Origin of the sequence: Kribbella sp. NPDC051137 (genome assembly GCF_040682535.1) — a bacterium.
GTDB lineage: Bacteria > Actinomycetota > Actinomycetes > Propionibacteriales > Kribbellaceae > Kribbella > Kribbella karoonensis.
In genome coordinates, this window is the sequence record NZ_JBFBBI010000007.1 from 138,045 (window position 1) to 154,622 (window position 16,578).

General features: G+C 70.3%; 16 protein-coding genes. 13 read left to right on the forward strand and 3 right to left on the reverse strand.

The window, feature by feature from the left end; genetic code table 11:
* Positions 1-20: 20 nt before the first annotated feature.
* From AB0M51_RS35975 to AB0M51_RS35985, 3 genes are read left to right on the forward strand one after another with little or no spacing between them, the layout of a single operon-like run.
* The gene (locus AB0M51_RS35975; RefSeq protein ID WP_363752659.1) at positions 21-1,850 is read left to right on the forward strand and encodes a hypothetical protein; all 1,830 of its coding nucleotides are present in this window, start codon (positions 21-23) and stop codon (positions 1,848-1,850) included.
* Positions 1,847-2,908, forward strand: a complete 1,062-nt coding sequence (locus AB0M51_RS35980; RefSeq protein ID WP_363752662.1) for an alpha/beta hydrolase — start codon at positions 1,847-1,849, stop codon at positions 2,906-2,908. The genes AB0M51_RS35975 and AB0M51_RS35980 overlap by 4 nt, the downstream gene beginning before the upstream one ends.
* 47 nt (positions 2,909-2,955) lie before the next feature.
* Positions 2,956-4,104, forward strand: a complete 1,149-nt coding sequence (locus tag AB0M51_RS35985) for a CoA transferase (RefSeq protein WP_363752665.1) — start codon at positions 2,956-2,958, stop codon at positions 4,102-4,104.
* On the opposite strand, the gene AB0M51_RS35990 is transcribed toward AB0M51_RS35985, so the two are convergent.
* From AB0M51_RS35990 to AB0M51_RS36000, 3 genes are read right to left on the reverse strand one after another with little or no spacing between them, the layout of a single operon-like run.
* Entirely contained in the window at positions 4,079-5,119 is a 1,041-nt protein-coding gene (locus AB0M51_RS35990) for a LacI family DNA-binding transcriptional regulator (RefSeq protein ID WP_344198487.1), read from the reverse strand. The two genes, AB0M51_RS35985 and AB0M51_RS35990, sit on opposite strands and share 26 nt — an antisense overlap.
* Before the next feature lie 9 nt (positions 5,120-5,128).
* Positions 5,129-5,446: a hypothetical protein gene (locus AB0M51_RS35995; RefSeq protein WP_344198485.1), complete on the reverse strand. Its 318-nt coding sequence runs from the start codon at positions 5,444-5,446 to the stop codon at positions 5,129-5,131.
* A gap of 4 nt (positions 5,447-5,450) precedes the next feature.
* Entirely contained in the window at positions 5,451-6,395 is a 945-nt protein-coding gene (locus tag AB0M51_RS36000) for a DUF6772 family protein (RefSeq protein ID WP_363752670.1), read from the reverse strand.
* A gap of 137 nt (positions 6,396-6,532) precedes the next feature.
* On the opposite strand from AB0M51_RS36000, the gene AB0M51_RS36005 reads away from it, so the two are divergent.
* The 10 genes from AB0M51_RS36005 to AB0M51_RS36050 all read left to right on the forward strand — a co-directional run bounded on the left by AB0M51_RS36005 (position 6,533) and on the right by AB0M51_RS36050 (position 16,568).
* Positions 6,533-7,213 carry a helix-turn-helix domain-containing protein gene (locus AB0M51_RS36005; RefSeq protein WP_363752673.1) on the forward strand — a complete coding sequence of 227 codons (681 nt, stop codon included), beginning with the start codon at positions 6,533-6,535 and terminating at the stop codon, positions 7,211-7,213.
* A complete protein-coding gene (gene nikB / locus AB0M51_RS36010; protein ID WP_344198479.1) occupies positions 7,213-8,139 on the forward strand; it encodes a nickel ABC transporter permease in 927 nt (308 codons plus the stop codon). The genes AB0M51_RS36005 and nikB overlap by 1 nt, the downstream gene beginning before the upstream one ends.
* A 2-nt stretch (positions 8,140-8,141) precedes the next feature.
* Entirely contained in the window at positions 8,142-9,023 is an 882-nt protein-coding gene (locus AB0M51_RS36015) for an ABC transporter permease (protein ID WP_344198477.1), read from the forward strand.
* Positions 9,024-10,001: an ABC transporter ATP-binding protein gene (locus AB0M51_RS36020; protein ID WP_344198475.1), complete on the forward strand. Its 978-nt coding sequence runs from the start codon at positions 9,024-9,026 to the stop codon at positions 9,999-10,001.
* A complete protein-coding gene (locus AB0M51_RS36025; protein WP_344198473.1) occupies positions 9,991-10,992 on the forward strand; it encodes an oligopeptide/dipeptide ABC transporter ATP-binding protein in 1,002 nt (333 codons plus the stop codon). The genes AB0M51_RS36020 and AB0M51_RS36025 overlap by 11 nt, the downstream gene beginning before the upstream one ends.
* On the forward strand, positions 10,989-11,585 hold the full coding sequence (locus tag AB0M51_RS36030) for a histidine phosphatase family protein (protein WP_363752680.1): 597 nt from the start codon (positions 10,989-10,991) through the stop codon (positions 11,583-11,585). The genes AB0M51_RS36025 and AB0M51_RS36030 overlap by 4 nt, the downstream gene beginning before the upstream one ends.
* Positions 11,582-12,343 carry an endonuclease/exonuclease/phosphatase family protein gene (locus AB0M51_RS36035; RefSeq protein ID WP_363752683.1) on the forward strand — a complete coding sequence of 254 codons (762 nt, stop codon included), beginning with the start codon at positions 11,582-11,584 and terminating at the stop codon, positions 12,341-12,343. Before AB0M51_RS36030 ends, AB0M51_RS36035 begins: the two co-directional genes overlap by 4 nt.
* A gap of 11 nt (positions 12,344-12,354) precedes the next feature.
* Positions 12,355-13,857, forward strand: a complete 1,503-nt coding sequence (locus tag AB0M51_RS36040) for an ABC transporter substrate-binding protein (protein ID WP_363752686.1) — start codon at positions 12,355-12,357, stop codon at positions 13,855-13,857.
* Between the two features lie 153 nt (positions 13,858-14,010).
* A complete protein-coding gene (locus tag AB0M51_RS36045; RefSeq protein WP_344198465.1) occupies positions 14,011-15,546 on the forward strand; it encodes a sugar ABC transporter ATP-binding protein in 1,536 nt (511 codons plus the stop codon).
* Complete coding sequence (locus AB0M51_RS36050; protein WP_344198463.1) at positions 15,543-16,568, forward strand: ABC transporter permease; 1,026 nt, start codon at positions 15,543-15,545, stop codon at positions 16,566-16,568. Before AB0M51_RS36045 ends, AB0M51_RS36050 begins: the two co-directional genes overlap by 4 nt.
* Positions 16,569-16,578: the final 10 nt, after the last annotated feature.

A 16,578-nucleotide genomic window follows, 5' to 3' on the forward strand; every position in this document is an offset into this window, starting at 1 on the left:
TGTCCCGAAGGAGTACGCCAATGGCAGTCCCGCTGGCCACGACCGGCACCGCGACCTTCGGCCAGATCGCCGTCGTCACCGGCGTGGTCGGAGCTCTGTACCTCGCACTCGCCGTGCTCCTGTGGCGGGAACGCACCGGCCACGGCACCCTGGTAGGGAGGCTCGCGGACACCATCGGGAGACTGGACGGAGTCCCCCGATGGGCCGCGCTCACGCCGTACCTGCACGCGGTGTCGCTGCTGGCCTGCGCGTTCGGCGTCTGGTGGGACATCGCGATCCACATCGACCGCGGCCGCGACACCGGGCCGTTCGGCACCCCGGCGCACTACCCGATCTTCTTCGGCATCCTCGGTGTGATCGTGTCCGGCGTGCTGCCGATCGCCCTGGCCCGCAAACCGCTGCCCGCGCGCACGATCAAGCTCACGAAGGGCTGGCGGATCCCGTGCAGCGCGGCGCTGGTCACCGTGTGCGGGACGTTCGCGCTGGTCGGGTTCCCGCTCGACGACGTCTGGCACCGGCTGTTCGGTGAGGACGTCACGCTGTGGGGGCCGACGCACCTGCTGATGATCGGCGGCGTGGTGTTCTCGATCTTCGCCCGGCTGCTCGCGATCGCCGAGGTGGAGCAGCTGGTGGGCCCGGACAAGCGCCGGATCTTCCAGGAGATGGTGTCGGTCGGCGCGCTGCTGATCGCGTGGGACCTGTTCAGCACCGAGTTCAACTACGGCGTACCGCAGTTCCCGCTGATCCTGCAGCCGATCCTGATCGCGTTCGGCGCCACGCTCGGGTTCACGATCCTGCGGGCCCGGCGCGGACCGGGATCCGCCTTCGTCGCCCTCGGTGTGTACCTGGTGATCCGCGGCGGGATCGCGTACGCCGTCGCCGAGCCGCTCGGCCAGATCGTCGGGCACTTCCCGCTGCTGATCGTCGAGGCGGTGCTGGTCGAGGTGGCGGCGTTTGCCCTCGGCAACAAGAACCGCTTCCGGCTGGGCGTGGTCGCGGGCGTGCTGGTCGGGACCGTCGGCGTGGTCGCGGAGTACGCCTGGAGCCACGTCTGGATGCCGATCGCCTGGCCGCCGTCGATGCTGCCGGCCGCGATCGGGTACGGCGTCGCCGTCGGGATCGGGGCCGGTCTCGTCGGGGCCTGGCTGGCGACCCGGTACGCCGAGGTCGCGGGCGAGGAGCGGGCGACCGGGATCAAGCACATCCGGGCGATCGCGGTCCGGCGTACCCATCAACTCGGTGCCGCCGGACTCGCCGCGGTCGCCGCGACGGTGTTCTTCTGCGTGCCGCGGTCCGCGGATCCGGGCGTGAGCGGGGTCGTGTCGTTGGAGCGGGTGGCCACGGGGGCCGAGCCGACGGCGTACGTCACGATCTCACTCACGCCCGCGGACGCGGCCGACGGGGCACGCTGGTTCGAGGCGCTCGCCTGGCAGGGCGGCGGGCTGGTGTACCACCCGATGGAGAAAGTTGCCGACGGCACCTACCGGTCGCGGGACGCGCTGCCGATGTACGGGAAGTGGAAGTCGATGGTACGGCTGCACCAGGGGCAGCGGGACATGGTCGCCGCCTGGGTGTACGCGCCGGAGGACGCGGCGATCGCGAAGCCGGCCGTGCAGGTGTCGAACGGGCAGACGGTCTCGTTCGTCGACGAGCAGCAGGTGCTGCGGCGCGAGGAGCGGACCGACGTGCCACGATGGATGTGGAACGCCGGGTACGCGCTGCTGGCCGTGGTCGGGCTGCTCGAGGTGGCCGGGATCGCCTGGCTGGTCGGGCGCGGCGCCCGCGGCGGACGGATGCGAGCGGCCCACCTGGCCGCCGGAAGAGACGATCGGGAACGGGAGATCGCGTGACCATCCAGCTGGAGCGCTCCGGGGTCACCACCCCTGACGGAGTGCGCTTGAACGTCGAGGTGTCCGGGCCGGCCGACGCGCCGGTGACGGTGCTGCTGGTGCACGGCTGGACGTGCTCGACCCGTTCCTGGCACAACCAGGTCGAGGGGTTGCCGAAGATTCTCGGACCGGACGCCGTCCGCGTCGTCACGTACGACCACCGCGGCCACGGCCGCTCGGACGCCGCGCCCGCCGGCTCCACCCGCCTGGAACAACTCGCCGACGACCTGCTGACGGTCCTGGACGAGGTGGTGGGCGACGGGCCCGTGGTGTACGCCGGCCACTCGATGGGCGGCATGACGTTGATGGCCGCCGCCGACCGGCACCCCGAACTGTTCGGCCCCCGCATCCGGGCCGCGGCCCTGGTCAGCACCACCTCCGGCCACCTCACGGAAGGCGCCCTCGGCCTCCCCACCCGCTTCGATCCGGCCGCTGTCCGGATCGCTCCTCGGGTGCTGAACGCGGTCGGCCGGCGGATCGACCGCCGCGCGGGCGCCCGTGCCGCGGAGGCCGGCGCACTGGCTGCGGAGGCCGGGGCGCGGGCCGCGGAGGTCGGCGCACGTGCTGCGGAGGCGGGCTCGCGGGCTCGGGCTGCCGGTGATCTGCGGTCCGCGGCGCGGCTGGCCGAGGTGGCGCGGCGTGCCGGTGTCGTCGCGGCGCGGTTGCAGCGGCCGGCCTTGCGGCAGGTGGTGTTCGGCAAGAAGCCGGATCCGGCGGAGGTCGACCTGTTCCTGCAGGACCTGGCCGTGGTGCCGGGGGCGTCGTACGGCGGGTTCTTCGAGACGATGCTCGAGCACGACCGCGGCGACGCGCTGAAGGTGCTGGAGCAGTTGCCGGTGGAGATCATGCACGGCACCCGCGACCGCCTCCTCCCCGCGCGGCACGCCAACCGGATGGCCGCCCAGCTCCCCAGCGCCCGCCTCTGGATCTACCCCGGCGCCGGCCACATGCTCATGCAGGAACGCCCCCGCGACGTCACCCACCGGGTGGCCTCCCTCGTCCGCAAGGCGTCTGCCTGAGAGTCTCGTCACGGCCCACGGCGGCGTACTCGCCTACGCTCGACCTCGTGCAGAACCTTCTCTCGGACGTCGTCGTGGTGGATCTGACCCGTGCGTTGGCCGGGCCGCACGCGGCGATGATGCTGGGGGATCTCGGGGCGCGGGTGATCAAGGTCGAGACGCCCAACGGCGGGGACGACAGCCGCGGCTGGGGGCCGCCGTTCGTGGACGGGGAATCGACGTACTACCTGTCCGCGAACCGGAACAAGGAGTCGGTGACCGCGGATCTCAAGTCCGACGAGGGCAAGGAGTTCCTGGCCAAACTGGTCCGGAAGGCCGACCTGCTGATCGAGAACTTCCGCCCCGGTGTCCTCGACCGCCTCGGCTTCGGCACCGCGCGGCTGCACGAGCTCAACCCCGGTCTGGTGATCCTCTCGATCACCGGCTTCGGGCACGACGGGCCTGAGGGCGGCCGCGCCGGGTACGACCAGATCGCCCAGGGCGAGGGCGGCCTGATGAGCATCACCGGTGAGACCGAGCCGACGAAGGTCGGCGCCCCGATCTCCGACCTGCTGGCCGGGATGTACGGCGCTTACGGTGCGCTGGCCGCCCTGCACGAGCGGTCGATCACCGGCAAGGGGCGGGTCGTCCGGACCAGCCTGCTCGCGTCGGTCGTCGGCGTGCACGCGTTCCACGGTACGAAGTGGACGGTCGCGCACGAACTGCCCGAGCGGGTCGGCAACCACCACGCGCAGATCGCGCCGTACGGGCTCTACCGCACCCGCGACGACATCGTGCAGGTGGCGGTCGGGAGCGAAGGTCTCTGGCGGCTGTTCGCGCCGATCGTCGGGCTCGACCCGGGCGACGAACGCTTCGCGACCAATCCGGCGCGCGTCGCCCACCGCGACGAACTGACCGCCGCGATCGAGGCCGCCTTCGCCGCCGACGCGGCGGACGTGTGGCTGGAACGCCTTGCGGACAAGGGGATCCCGGCCGGCAAGGTCCGCGACTTCCAGCAGGTCTACGACTGGGAACAGACCCGCTCCCAAGGGCTGCTCATCGAGGTCGAGCACCCGGCCCTCGGCACCATCCAGCTCCCCGGCCCACCGCTCCGCTTCGACGACAACCCGTACGCCGGCGCCCGCGAAACCAACCTCCCCCCACCGCGGCTGGGCGAACACAACGAGTCCGTCAGAGCCTGGCTGGACTCAGAGTAGAAGCCCGGACGACGAGCTCCGGCCGGATCAGGGTCTTGCGGGGGCGTTCCGTGGCGGACTTCAGGCGTTGGAGGAGGAGGTCGACGGCGGTGGTGCCGACTTCGGCGGCGGGGAGGCGGACCGTGGTGAGCGGCGGTTGCAGGTACGCCGCGTACGGGTGGTCGCCGTACCCGGTGATCGCGACGTCGTCCGGTACCGCGAGGCCGCGCTCGGCGAGGACCCGGAGCAGACCGAGGGCGAAGTAGTCGTTGCCGGTGACGATGCCGTCCGGCAGGTCCAGCGACTGCGCGAACCGGTACGCCTCCTCCGGCTGCCACGGCAGCGCGAGCGAGTCGTACCGCTTCGTGGGTACGGCGCGGACCTGGTCGTCGGACACCGTCAGCCCGGCGTCCGACATCGCCCGGCGGAACCCGGTGATCCGGTCCGCCGTCGTGGTGATCGGCAGGTCCTCCTCGAGCAGCAGCAGCTTCCGCGCGCCGCCCGCGATCAGGTGGCTGGTCGCCTCGTACGAACCGCGCTCGTAGTCGACCCCGACCATGTCGCAGTCGAGCTCGGGCACGTCCCGGTTCACGAACACGAGCGGGATGCCGCTGTCCCGGACCCGGCGCCAGTGGTCCCATTCGGCCTGCACCGGGACCACCACGGCGCCGTCGACCGCGGACCGCAGCAACGCCTCGGTGGCGCGCTGCTCGTTCTCCGCGCTCTCGTCGGTGACGAGCAGCAGCAACGAGTACCCCTGGGCGCGGACCCGGAGCTCGATGCTGCTGATCAGCTGCGCGTAGAACGGGTTCGACGGGTTGGTGATGACCAGGCCCAGCGTCATCGCGGAGCCGAGTACCAGCGACCGGGCGAGTGTGTTCGGGACGTACCCGATCCGTGCCGCCTCGGCCTGTACGGCGGCCCGGGTCCGGGCGCTCACGCTGTCCTTGTCGCCGAGTGCCCGCGACACGGTGTTCACCGACAGCCCGAGCGCCGACGCGATGTCCCGCAGCGTCGGCCGCCGTACCTCCGTCATCGACCCCTCCTACGCCTTGACGGCCAGGTGGATCCGCACCTGGACCGAGCCCTCGACCTTAGCGCGCAGCCGCAGCCAGTGGCCGAACCCCGTGGCCGGCCAGCTCACGAGTTTCCCGGGCTCCACCACATGTTCCATCTCGTCGAGATCGCACCAGGTGAGGCCGTCCGGCGACACCTGCGTGACGTACGTCGCCGTACCGTCGCCGCCGACGTGCTGCACGAACCAGCGTGCCTCACCGGCCCAGGCGACCTCGTACGGCTCGGTGGCGAACTGGGTGCCGAAAGTGGTGTCACGTTCCAGCACCGCCGTCATGGACTGTCGCATGGGCCTACCAATCAACCGAGATGAGGACGGAGTCGAGGAAGAGGAAGTTGCGCACCGAGCTGTGGGTGCGCACCGAGAAGTAGAAGTTGAGCAGGTTCTCGAGCGTCTCGTAGCGCTCCTCGTACGGCGGGACCGGGACGTCGCGCATGTCCATCACCCGGTCGTTCACCTGGAGCTCGACGTTCTTGCGCTTGTCGGTGTCGATCAGCCAGCGCAGGTAGTGCCAGTTCACCTTGGTCGGGACCTCGTTGTAGCAGAGCTCCTGCGGCTCGCCGAAGGCCTGCCAGTCCTCGGGGTTCGGCGCGGTGAAGTCGGCGGCGTACTCCAGCTTCACCTTGCCCTCGAAGTGCTCGCGCGGCGTCGGCTCGGGCACTGTCGGCGCCATCCACCGTCGGGTGAAGTGGTTGTCGAGATCGGTGTTCTGGTAGCGGGCGACCGTGTGGTAGCGCAGGCCGCCGTCGCCGCACAGGTCGGTCGCGACCGTGAACGCGCCGAACTGCGCCTCGGACGGGTGCGTGTTGCCGTCCCACTGCACGTCGCCGAACTTGTCCAGCTCCGCGTCGCCACCGAGCGTGGCCTCGGACTTGAACGCGAAGTACGTCTCCAGCTGGACGAGGCCGCGGCCGCTCATCGTGAGCCGGCGGATCGCGACGGCGGTGTGGCCCTTGTACGGGCGGGTGGCGAGCTTCAGCGCGTACGTGCCGCTGAGTGCTCCGTGCGTACCGATGTCGAAGAAGTTGCAGGCCGACAGTTGCGGCGGCCGGAAGTCGCGCATGTGGTCGTCGACCGTGCTGAGGTCGCCGCGGCCGTTGTAGTTGCCGAGCAGCTCGGTCCAGCCGTGCGTCCCGCTGTCGAACTCGTCGAACGCCAGGATGCGCGGCAACGGCGAGAACTTGGACAGCTTCGGATCGGCGGACAGGAGGGCGGCCCGGACGTCGGAGGTCGTCATTTGATGAAGTTAACGTTCACGGGAAATGACCGTCAACGGTCCGTTCCGCGTCGCGCAACGGTGGTCTATTGACACGTAAATCACACACTTCTACGGTGCATTAACGCTACCGTTAACGTTCACGGAATCGAGGCAGCATGCAGTCGCTGAGCCGCGCCCTCACCGTGCTCGCCGAGCTCAACCGCGAGGAACGCCCGTACGGCGTGACCGAACTCGCCGGCACCGTCGGTCTGCACAAGAGCACCGTGCACCGCATCCTCACCACGTTCTGCGCCCACGGCCTGGCCGCCCGGGTCGACGACCACCGCTACACCGCCCGCGACGGCCTCGCCGCCCTCCGCCCGCCGGTCAAGCGTCCGTGCGCACCCGAGCACACCCTGATCGCCCTCGGCCGGCGCCTCGGCCGCCTGGTCGTCCTTGCCAAGCCCCTCCCGAAGGCGACCGGCCTGGTCCTCCAGGTGGCAGCCGTCGCCGACGGCGATCGCGGGGCAGCCGAGGTGCGCGCGCTCGGCGCCGCAGCCGTGCTTCCGGGGGATGCGGTCTCGTTGCGGCGGAGTGCGCTCGGCCGGGCTTACCTCTCGGCGCTTCCGGTCGAGCAGGTGAGCGGGACGCCCGATCTGCTGGACACGCTGCGCCGGATCCGGGCGACCGGGTTCGCGCACAACTCGCGGCCGGTCGCCTCGCTGCCGCGGATGGTCGCGGTTCCGGTACGGGCGCGTGACGGCTCCTGTGCGGGCGCACTCGGTGCCGAGCTGACGCAGCCCGGGTCCGTCGACGAGCTGCGGCGCGTGGTCTCGGTGCTGCGGAGCGGCGTCTGATGGGGGCGTACGTCGTCCGGCGGCTGTTCTTCTCGCTCTTCGTCCTCTGGGGCGCCGTCACGATCATCTTCGTCGTACTGCGGCTCGTCCCCGGCGACCCGGCGTACATCATGCTCGGCCCGGACGCGGACCAGGCCCAGGTGGCGGCGCTGCGCGCGCAGCTCGGGCTCGACCACTCGCTGATCCAGCAGTACGCGACGTACCTGGCGAACGTCGTGCACCTGGACTTCGGGCAGTCGTTCCGGCTGAACGCGGACTCGATGACCCTCGTGCTGCAACGGGTTCCGGCCACCATCCAGCTGGCGTCGGCCGCCCTGCTGCTGTCGCTGCTGATCGGCCTGCCGCTCGGCGTGATCGCGGCGTTGCGCGCGCACAGCTGGGTGGACCGGACGATCTCGGTGTTCTCGCTGATGGGGCAGTCGACGCCGTCGTTCTGGCTCGGGATCGTGCTGATCCTGGTGTTCGCCCGCGGCCTCAAGGTCCTGCCGAGCGCCGGTTCCGGGACCTGGTCGCACTTGGTGCTGCCAACGATCACGCTGGCGCTGCCGTTCCTCGCGATCCTGGTCCGGCTGACCCGCAGCGGGTTGCTCGAGGTGGTGCACGAGGGGTACGTCCAGACCGCCCGCGCGAAGGGCCTGGGCGAAGGCACCGTCGTGCTGGTGCACGCGTTGCGGAACGCGCTGATCCCGATCGTGACCGTGGTCGGCCTGCAGTTCGGGGCGCTGCTCGGCGGCACGGTGATCGTCGAGACGGTGTTCGCCTGGCCCGGAGTCGGCAGGCTGCTGATCGACTCGATCGGCCGCCGCGACTACGGCGTCGTCCAGGCCTCGATCTTGCTGGTGGCAACGATCTTCGTGGTGATCAACCTGCTCGTGGACCTGCTCTACGGCTTCCTGGACCCGCGGGTCCGTCTGGCTGGTGACTGACCTTGACTGTCGAGCTCTCCGTGGCAGCGCCGGTGCCGGCGCGCCGCCGTACCAGGGCCGGGTCGGCCCGGATCCGCTTCGGGTTCGCGGTGATCGCGGTGTACGTCGTGGCCGCGGCGATCGGGCCGTGGCTGGTGCACTACAACCCGGTCGCGACCCGGACCGCGGACCGCCTGAGGCCGCCGTTCAGCCGGCTGTCGGACGGGTCGTTCGCGATCTTCGGCACCGACCAGGTCGGCCAGGACCTGCTCGCCCAGATGTTGCAGGGAGCAAGGATCTCGATCGCGGTCGGGCTGGCCACGCTGGTGCTGGCCGGGACGATCGGCGTCACCGTCGGCCTCGCGGCCGGGTACTTCGGCGGCTGGCTGGACGGCGTACTGATGCGGCTCGCGGACATCCAGCTGGCGTTCCCGTCGATCCTGCTGGCGATCTTCATCGCGGCGCTGCTCGGTCCGTCGGTGGTGAACGTGGTGATCGTGCTCGCGGTCGCGAACTGGGTGACGTTCGCCCGGGTCGCGCGCGGGCAGGCGCTGGCGACCCGGCGACGGGAGTTCGTCGACGCGTCGCGGACGTTGGGCGCGGGGACGTGGCGGTTGATCACGCGCTGCGTGCTCCCGGCGTGTGTCGCGCCGGTGCTGGTGGTCGCGACGGTGGAGATCGGGCACGTGATCCTGGCCGAGGCGTCGCTGAGCTTCCTCGGGCTCGGTACGCCGGCGTCGACGCCCAGTTGGGGCGTGACGATCGCGAACGGGCGCAACTACCTCGCCGACGCGTGGTGGATCTCGACCATCCCGGGCATCGCGCTGGCGTTCCTGGTGATCTCGCTCGGGGTGCTCGGGGACGCGCTCCGGGACCGGTACGACCCGCGGCTGAGGAGTCTCTAGATGAATGCCTTGCTGAGTGTCCGGGAGCTGCGGGTCGAGTTCGGCACCTCGGGCGGGGTGGTGACGGCCGTCGACGGTGCGTCGTTCGACGTCGGCGCCGGCGAGACCGTCGCGTTGCTCGGGGAGTCCGGCAGCGGGAAGAGCGTCACCGCGCAGGCCGTGCTGGGGATCGTGCCGAAGCCGGCCGGGCGAGTGGCCGGCGGGAGCGTCCGGTACGACGGGCAGGACCTGCTGGCGCCCGGTGTCGCGAAAGGGCTGCGCGGGCGGGAGATCGCGATGGTCTTCCAGGACCCGCTGAGCTCGCTGAACCCGGTGTTCCGGGTCGGTGCGCAGATCGGCGAGATGTTCCGCCGGCACCGCGGCGCGTCCCGGCGGGAGGCGCGGGCGGCGGCGCTGGAGCTGATGAAGCGGGTCGGGATCCCGGCCGCGTCGAAGCGGCTGGACGACTACCCGCACCAGTTCTCCGGCGGGATGCGGCAGCGGGTGATGATCGCGATGGCGCTCGCGCTGTCGCCGCGGCTGCTGATCGCGGACGAGCCGACGACCGCGCTCGACGTGACCGTCCAGGCGCAGATCATGCAACTCCTCACCCGGTTGCAGTCCGAGGAAGGCATGTCGCTCGTCCTCATCACCCATGACCTCGGTGTGGTCGCCGACGTCGCCGACCGGGTCGTCCTGATGTACGCCGGCCGGGTCGTCGAGACCGGTCCGCTGCGCGAGGTGTACGAGCACAGCAGGCACCCGTACACGTCCGGCCTGATGGCGTCGATCCCCGTGCTCGACGGACCCCGGGAACGGCTCACCCCGATCCAGGGTTCGCCGCCTGACCTGCTGTCGCTTCCGTCCGGCTGTTCCTTCCGCCCGCGCTGCCGGTACGCCGACGCGCTCTGTGCCGACGTACGACCGGAGCTCGCGGGTCCCGCCGATCACCAGACCGCCTGTCACCATCCGGAAGGAGCCCTCGCCGATGTCCGCTGAACCTCTCTTGTCGGTGCGGGAGCTGCACACCTCGTTCCCGCTGCGGTCCGCCGTGCTGCGGCGTCCGGTCGGGCAGATCCAGGCTGTGGCAGGGGTGTCGTTCGACATCCCGGCCGGCGGGACGCTCGGGCTGGTGGGGGAGTCGGGGTCCGGCAAGTCCACCGTCGCGCGGACGATCGTCGGGCTGGAGAAGCCGCGCTCGGGGAGCATCGTGTTCGACGGGGACGAGCTCACCTCGTTGCCCAGGGCATCCATGCGCCGGGTGCGCCGGCAGTTGCAGATGATCTTCCAGGACCCGTACGCGTCGCTGAACCCGCGGGCGACGGTCGAGCAGATCATCGCCGAGGCGTGGCTGATCCACGCGGACGTCGTACCGAAGCAGCGGCACCGCGCCGAAGTACGCGAACTGCTCGAACGCGTCGGTCTCAACCCCGACCACGCCGGGCGGTATCCGCACCAGTTCTCCGGCGGGCAGCGGCAGCGGATCGGGATCGCCCGGGCGCTCGCGCTCCGCCCGAAACTGGTGATCTGCGACGAGGCGGTGTCCGCGCTCGACGTCTCGGTGCAGGCCCAGGTGCTGAACCTGCTGGAGGACCTGCGGCGCGACCTCGGGCTCGCGTACCTGTTCATCGCGCACGATCTGTCCGTCGTACGGCACATCTCGGACCAGGTCGCGGTGATGTACCTCGGGCGCGTGGTGGAGACCGCGCCGCAGGACGAGCTGTTCGCGCGGCCGTTGCACCCGTACACACAGGCGCTGCTGTCCGCGGTACCGGATCCGACACCGTGGGACAAGCCGGAGCGGGAGCAGATCATCATCGGCGGCGACGTGCCGTCGCCCGCGGATCCGCCGTCGGGCTGCCGGTTCCGGACCCGCTGCTGGAAGGCCGAGGACATCTGCGCGGAGCAGGACCCCGAGCTGACCGTACGACTCGACCTGCATCCCGCCGCCTGCCACTTCGCCACCGAACTCGCCGGAGCCGCCCGATGATCGAACTCTTCCTCCTCCGCCACGGCGAGTCCGTCTGGAACGCCGAGGACCGGTACCAGGGTCAGCAAGGGACGGGGCTCAGCGCGCGCGGCCGCGACCAGGCGAAGGCTGCTGCCGAGTACCTGCAGTCGTTCGTGTTCGACGCGATCGTCGCGAGCGACCTCCAGCGTGTGCAGGAGACGCTGGAGCCGTACGTCGGCAACCACGACGTGCAGGTTGATCGTCGCTGGCGGGAGATCGACGTCGGCACCTGGTCCGGCCGGACCTTCGCGGAGGTGTACGCGGAAGAGCCGGAGGTCGTGACGGCCTTCGCCCGTGGCGAAGACGTCGCCCGTGGAGGCGGCGAAACCTTCCGGCAGCTTCGTACTCGCGTCGCGGAGGCGATCCGCGAGCTGACCACGACCACCTCCTCGCGGACTCGGCGGGTGCTGGTGGGGACCCACGGAGGACCGATCCGGGCGGCCGCGGCCGGGGTGCTGGGGTTGCCGGCGGGTCGGGAGATGGTGCTGGAGGCGCCGGGGAACTGTTCGTTGACGGTCCTGCGAAGCGATCGGCTGGTGGGTTACAACGTGCCGACGGGGGTGGAGCGGTGAGCTTCACGTTCGTGGCGATGACCTACAACCTGTGGGCAGACTTCCACCTCGAACAGCGGCGGGACGCGCTCACGAAGCTGTTCACCACACGGCCGCCGGACCTGCTCGCCGTACAAGAGCTTCGGCCGGTGACCAGAGACCTCCTCGACGACGCGCTTCCCGAGCACCAGCGTGTCGACGGCACCGCCGGTTGGGAGACGCAGAGCAACCTGTGGTGGCGGCGCGACCTGTTCAGCCACGTGGAGCACGGCGCCGAGGACGTCGGCATCCTGTCCCCGGACGCACATCTGTTCTGGGCACGGCTGCGGACGACAACCGGTCAAGAGTTGGTCTTCAGCACGGCGCACCTCACCTGGCCCGGGCATCCGGACGAGCGCACCGACCACGTCAACCGCCGCATCGACCAGGCTCGCGCGATCGGCGAGGCCCTGCAACGGATCGCCGGCGACCACGCCTGCCTGTTCACCGTCGACATCAACGACATCGGCCCACCGCAGTGGGAGCTCGGGAACGCCGGCTTCCTGGACAGTTTCACCGCCCTCGGCCGGCACTCTCCGGTGACCCACCCGGTCGTGCCGACGGTCGCCACCGGCCCGATCGGTACCCGGTTGTCACCGCTCGCCTCGCCGCCCAAGGCGATCGACTGGATCTTCGCCCGCGGCCCGCTCGCCGCCCGCTCCAGTGAGGTCGTCGACTTCTTCCACGACGGCCGCGCCCCTTCCGACCACTACCCGGTCGTGGCCACCTACACGCTTTGAGGAGAACCCCTGTGCTGAGGAAGCGATTCGTCGCGGCGCTGGCCGCCGTCACCCTGGGGGTGGCCGCCGCCTGCTCACCCGCCAGTGAACCGAGCAGCGGCGACCAGGTGCTGCGCTACGCGCCGGCGATGTTCCCGGTGTCGCTGGACACCCACAAGTACGCCGGTGAGGAGGCCGTGCAGACCGCGATCCAGCAGATCATGGAGCCGCTGGTCCGCGTCGACGACGGCAAGATCGTCCCGGTCCTGGCCACCTCCTGGCAGAACCCGGACCCGAAGACGTGGGTGTTCAAGCTCCGCTCCGGCGTGAAGTTCTCCGACGGTACGCCGTTCACCGCGAAGGACGTGGTGGCGTCGTACGAACGTCATCAGAAGCTCGACGGCCCGCTCGTGCCGCTGTACTCGACGGTGACCTCGTTCGCGGCGACCGACGACCAGACCGTCACCGTGAAGACCAGCAAGCCGCTCGGCACGTTGCTGAGCTCGCTGACGTTGCTGTTCATCGGGCCGGCGGACAAGATCAACACCGACGGGTTCTTCAGCAAGCCGATCGGGACCGGGCCGTTCACGGTCACGTCGTTCCAGCCCGACGAGAAGCTCGAGCTGGCCGCCAACCCGATGTACTGGGACGGTGCGCCGAAGCTGAACAAGCTGGAGTTCGTGAACATCCCGGAGGTGTCCGGGCGGATCACCGCGCTGCAGAACGGCGAGGCCGACGTACTGACGCAGATCCCGCCGGACCAGGTCGGCTCGGTGCAGGGGAGCGACACGATCAGGTACTCGACGACCCCGAGCTGGACGTACTACTTCGACTGGTTCAACTCGAACCGGAAACCGTTCAACGACAAGCGGGTGCGGCAGGCGATGTGGCACGCGCTGAACCTGGACGGGACGGTCAAGGACCTGTTCGGCAACCTCGCGACGGTGGCGCAGGCGCCGGTCGCCCAGGGCGTGATCGGGGCCCCGAAGCTGTCGCCGTACAGCTACGATCCGGCGAAGGCGAAGGCGTTGCTGGCCGCGGCCGGGTACCCGAACGGGTTCACGACCTCGATGCAGTGGCCGCTGGAGGGCGGGCCGAACATCCGCGCGCTGGCCCAGGCGATGATCTCGGACTGGGCGAAGATCGGCGTCACGGTGAAGCCGCTGGAGAAGGAACGCGCGCAGTGGCTGGAGGACTTCGGCAAGCTCAACTGGGACATGAACCTGCAGACCAACGTGACCGGCACCGGTGACGCGGACTACACGCTGGCGCGGCTCTACGTCTGCTCGGCGAAGCGCAACGGCTACTGCAATCCCGCCGTCGACAAGCTCCTCCTCGACGCCCGTTCGTCGGTGGACCAGGCCGCCCGTCCGCAGCTGTACCAGCAGGCCGGCCAGATCCTCTGGGACGACGCGGTCGGCATCTTCCCGGCCGACCTCGCCTCCAACGCCGCCGTCCGCACCCGCGTCCAGGGCTTCGTGATGCCGCCGAGCGGCCGCCCGCTGTTCGCGAAAGTGACGGTCTCCGGCAGCTGAGGACACCTTTCCACCGAGATCGAACAGCTGCCCCTCCAGCCTGCTCGACCGCGAAGCTTGGTGATGTCGACCGGGTAAGGGGTTGACGGGTTGGAGGGGTGCGGTCTAGCGTCCGGGAAATCGATTACTCGCCCGAATCGCGGAGGTGCTGTGTTGCCTGACCTCGTGACGATGAGTGCGATCGGGAAGCGGTACGGCGGGGTGCAGGCCTGCGACGGGGTCGACTTCGCGCTCGGGGCCGGTGAGGTGCATGCGCTGCTCGGCGAGAACGGGGCCGGCAAGAGCACGCTGATGAAGATCCTGTCCGGCGACGTCACGGAGTACGCCGGCAGCATCGCGATCAACGGCGAACCCGTCCGGTTCAACGGCCCCACCGACGCGCAGTCCGCGGGTATCGCGATGATCCACCAGGAACTCGACCTGGTCCCGGGGCTGTCGGTCGCGGACAACATCTTCCTCGGCCGCGAACTGCGGACGCCGTACCGGACCGTCGACCGCCGCCGGATGGATCGCGAAGCGCGCGAGCTGCTCGCCCGCAGCGGCGTCAGCCTCGACCCGCGGCGCCCGGTCGGCGAGCTCCGCGTCGGCGAGCAGCAACTGGTCACGATCGCGAAGGCGATCTCCCTCGACGCCCGCGTGCTGATCATGGACGAGCCGACCTCCGCACTCACCAGCTCCGAGGTGGAACGGCTCTTCGACGTGATCCGCGAACTCCGGCAGAGCGGTGTCGGCATCGTCTACATCTCGCACCGGATGGAGGAGATCTCCCAGGTCGCCGACCGCGCGACCGTCCTCCGCAACGGCCGGATCGTCACCAGCTTCGACCCGCGCACCCTCAGTACGGCGGAAGTCGTCGAGGCGATGGTCGGACGCCCCGTGCAGACCATGTTCACCACTCCCGACAGCGACACCGGCGACGAACTGCTCCGGGTCGAGGACCTGAGCCTGAGGCCGAGTCGCCCGCGCCCCGGCCGCCGCGACCCGGACGGCATCTCGCTGACCGTCCGCGCCGGCGAGATCGTCGGCCTCGCCGGGCTCCTCGGCGCGGGCCGCACCGAACTCCTCGAGACCCTGTACGGCGTCGCCCCCGGCGGCACCACCACCGGCCGGATTCTCCTGCAGGGCAAGCCGATCCGCCCGCGCAGCCCGCGGCAGGCCCTCGCCAACGGCATCGGGTTCGTCCCGGAGGACCGGCGCGTGTCCGGGCTGGTGCTGTTCCACTCGATCCTCGCGAACACGGTCGTCTCGAGTCTCCCGGCGTACGGCCGGCTCGGGGTCGTCGCACGCCGGCTGGAACGGACCGCCTCCGTGTCGATGGCGGACCGGCTGCGGCTGAAGTTCGGGCGGCTGCAGGACGAGGTCGGCACGCTGTCCGGCGGGAACCAGCAGAAGGTCGTGTTCGGCCGGATGCTGCTCACCGAGCCGAAGCTGCTGCTGCTCGACGAACCGACCCGCGGCGTCGACGTCGGCGCGAAGGCCGAGATCTACCGGCTGCTCGGCGAACTCGCCGCGCAGGGCCTCGGCGTACTGCTCGCCTCGTCCGAACTCCCCGAACTGGTAGGGGTCTGCGACCGGGTCGTCGTCCTGCGGGACGGGCGTGACGTGGCGTCGTTCAGTACCGCGGACTCGGGGGAGGGCGACCTGCTGGCCGCCGCGATGGGACAAATCGAAGTCGGAGGAGTGCAATGACCGACGTACAGGACCGGCCGGCGGTGGCCGCGCCGGCCGAGCAGCGCAGCGTGGCCGCGACGCTGTTCCGGTTCCAGAGCGTCTTCGGGCTGATCGCGGTGTTCGTCGCGGCGATCATCTTCTCGCCGCGGAAGAACGGCGAGATCCTCTTCATCAGCGCGGACAACCTGGCGAACGTGGTCCGCGCGGTGTCCGAGATCGGGATCATCGCGGTCGGGATGACGTTCGTGATCCTGATCGGCGGCATCGACCTGTCGGTCGGCGCGGTGCTCGGCCTGGCCGCGGTCGGGTCCGCCGTACTGATGGTCGAGAACGACTGGGGATTCCTGCCGTCGATCGTGCTCGTGCTGGCGATCGGCCTGGTGTTCGGCGCCCTGCAAGGGATCGCGACCGCAATGATCGGGATCCAGTCCTTCATCGTGACGCTGGCCGGTCTGCAGATAGCCAGAGGTCTGGCCCGGATCTGGTCCGGTGGGCAGGGCGTCGCGATCGCGTACGGCGACGGTCCGAACGAGGCGCCGGCGTCGTTCGCCCTGCTCGGCGAACGCACCTTCGGCGGCCTGGTGCCGATCCCGGTGATCATCTTCGCCGTGGTCGCCGCCGCCGCGGTGGTGTTCCTCCGGGTCAGCGCGTTCGCGCGGCACCTGTACGCGGTCGGCGGCAACGAGAAGGCCGCGCGGCTGTCCGGCGTACCGGTCGTGCGGGTGAAGGTCGCGGTGTTCGCGATCTGCGGGCTGCTCGCGTCGCTGGCCGGCATCGTGCACGCCGTCCAGCTCAATCAGGGCAGCCCGAACGACGGCATCGGCTACGAACTCGACGCGATCGCCGCGGTGGTGATCGGCGGCACCAGCCTCGCGGGCGGCCGCGGCTCGGTGGCCGGGACGGTGGCCGGCGCGCTGCTGCTCGGCGTACTGAACAACATCCTCGCGCTGAACAACATCGACTCCAACATCCAGCTCCTGATCAAGGGACTGGTGATCGTTGCCGCCGCCGCGCTGCAACGGCTCCGCCCCACCTCGTAAGGAAGGTTCC